Annotated in this window: 2 protein-coding genes and 1 pseudogene; 2 read left to right on the top strand and 1 reads right to left on the bottom strand. The window is 72.9% G+C overall.

The window, feature by feature from the left end; genetic code table 11:
- Together K206_RS43610 and recJ are read left to right on the top strand one after the other, a co-directional pair.
- Positions 1-334: pseudogene (locus K206_RS43610) on the top strand (hypothetical protein); the annotation flags it as partial.
- A gap of 72 nt (positions 335-406) precedes the next feature.
- Positions 407-2,104, top strand: a complete 1,698-nt coding sequence (recJ, locus tag K206_RS0105665; RefSeq protein WP_020201444.1) for a single-stranded-DNA-specific exonuclease RecJ — start codon at positions 407-409, stop codon at positions 2,102-2,104.
- A 40-nt stretch (positions 2,105-2,144) separates the two neighbouring features.
- On the opposite strand, the gene K206_RS0105660 is transcribed toward recJ, so the two are convergent.
- On the bottom strand, positions 2,145-2,461 hold a 317-nt coding region (locus K206_RS0105660), incomplete at its 5' end, for a murein hydrolase activator EnvC (protein ID WP_020201443.1).

The raw sequence follows: 2,461 nt of genomic DNA, 5'->3' as shown, positions 1-2,461 counted from the left end.
GGCCTGCCAGCCGCTGCCGCCGCGCTTCGACGCCGCGGCGGCCGGGACCGCCGACAGCGCGCTGGCGCTGCTGGACGACGCCACCGAAGCCCATATCGGCGAGGACTGGGGCCTGTGGATCGAGCGCATGCACGCGCTCGAGGCCAACTGGTTCGCCCCGGCGCTGGCCGCGCTGGAGAGCGGCGCGCTGCCGGCCCTGACGCTGGTGCTGGCCGGCGACAACCACTATGCCGAGTTCACCGTGCGCCGCGCCGACCTGCGCAAGTTCTGGCGCGGCCTGGGCGCGCGCGGCGACTGGCGCGCGCTGCTGTCCGACCTGGCCTATGCCGCCTGAACGGCCGGATGACCTAACGCCCGGCCGACTGACCGCCCGAACGCCTCACCCCGTTTTCCTGCCTGCCTCCACATGACCCGAATCGCCGTCCGCTCCTTTTCCGCCGAACACGCCGGCACGCTGGCAGGCGCCGGCCTGCACCCCACGCTGGCCCGCATCCTGTCGGCGCGCGGCGTGCGCGCGCCGGCCGAGCTCGCCACCGAGCTGCCGGGGCTGATGCCGCCGGACACGATGAAAGGCATCGGCCACGCCGCCACCTACCTGGCCGACGCCATCGCCGCCGGCCGCCGGCTGCTGATCGTGGCCGACTACGACTGCGACGGCGCCACCGCCTGCGCGGTGGGCGTGCGCGGCCTGCGCATGCTGGGCGCGCGCGTCGACTACATCGTGCCGAACCGCTTCGAGTACGGCTACGGCCTGACGCCGGAGATCGTGGCGCTGGCCGCGCGGCAGCAGCCCGACGTGATCGTCACGGTGGACAACGGCATCGCCAGCGTGGACGGCGTGGCGGCGGCCAACGCGCTCGGCATCGACGTGGTGGTGACCGACCACCACCTGCCCGGCGAGCAGCTGCCGGACGCGGCGGTGATCGTCAACCCCAACCAGCCCGGCTGCGCCTTCCCGAGCAAGAACCTGGCCGGCGTGGGCGTGATGTTCTACGTGCTGCTGGCGCTGCGCGCCGAGCTGCGCCGCCGCGGCGCGTTCGACGCGCAGACCCAGCCGCGCCTGGACGCCCTGCTCGACCTGGTGGCGCTGGGCACGGTGGCCGACGTGGTCAAGCTCGACAGCAACAACCGCATCCTGGTGGCGCAGGGCCTCAAGCGCATGCGCGCCGGGCGCATGCACGCGGGCGTGGCCGCGCTGTTCCGCGCCGCCGGGCGCGAGGCCGCGCGCGCCAACACCTTCGACCTCGGCTTCGGCGTGGGCCCGCGCCTGAACGCGGCCGGGCGGCTGGCCGACATGTCGCTCGGCATCGAATGCCTGCTCACCGACGACGCCAGCCGCGCGTGGGAAATCGCCCAGGAACTCGACGGCATGAACCGCGAGCGCCGCGACATCGAGGCCGGCATGCAGCAGGAAGCGCTGCGCATCCTGGAAGGCCCGCTGGGCGCGCTGGACCCGGCCGCGCGCTTCACCGTGAGCGTGTTCAACGATACCTGGCACCAGGGCGTGATCGGCATCGTGGCGTCGCGGCTCAAGGAGAAATACCACCGGCCGACCATCACCTTCGCGCCCGGCGACGACGGCACCATCAAGGGCTCGGGCCGCTCGATCCCCGGCTTCCACCTGCGCGACGCGCTGGACCTGGTGTCCAAGCGCCATCCCGGCCTGCTGGTCAAGTTCGGCGGCCACGCGATGGCGGCCGGCCTGACGCTGCGCGCGGACACCTTCGGCGAGTTCACGGAAGCGTTCGAGGCGGTGGGACGCGAATGGCTGGACGACGAGCAGCTCGCGCGCGTGATCGAGACCGACGGCGACATCGAGGACGGCTGCTTCAGCCCGGAATTCGTCGCGCTGCTCGAGCAGCAGGTGTGGGGCCAGGGCTTTCCCGCGCCGACCTTCTGCGGCGAGTTCGACGTGCTGCGCCAGAGCGTGCTCAAGGGCAAGCACCTCAAGCTGCAGCTCGGGCGCGGCAGCCAGCGCTTCGACGCGATCTGGTTCAACCACGCCGATTCGCTCGGCGCCAGCGCGCTGGTGGCCTACCGGCTGGACAACAACACCTTCAACGGCGTCACGCGCGTGCAGATGGTGATCGAGCACGCGCAGTAGCGGCGGCGCCCGCCGCTGCCCGCCCCTGCCCGCGCCCGCCTCAGCCGCGCGCGGGCAGCAGCCCGGCCGGGTCGACCGGCTTGCCGTTGTTGCGCACCTCGAAGTGCAGCTCGCTGTCGGACCTGCCCATGCGCCCGACCTCCTGGCCGCCGGACACCTGCGCGCCTTCGCTGACCGAGGGCTTGTCGAGGTTGCCGTAGACCGTCAGCCAGTTGTCGTCGTGCTTGATGATGACCAGCATGCCGTAGCCGCGCAGGTTGCCCACGTGGATGGCCTTGCCCGCGGCGGCGGCGCGCACCGCGCTGCCGGGCGGCGTGTCGATGCTCAGGCCCTTGCTGGCGGGCGGCCCGTAGCCCG

The organism is Cupriavidus sp. WS (assembly GCF_000395345.1).
Taxonomy (GTDB): Bacteria; Pseudomonadota; Gammaproteobacteria; order Burkholderiales; family Burkholderiaceae; genus Cupriavidus; species Cupriavidus basilensis_B.
The sequence above is the reverse complement of the archived record's forward strand: the minus strand, read 5'-3'. Positions and strand labels throughout refer to the sequence as shown.

Coding starts and splice junctions, on each gene's coding strand:
- recJ (WP_020201444.1), top strand. CDS start 407: ATGACCCGAATCGCCGTCCGCTCCTTTTCCGCCGAACACGCCGGCACG.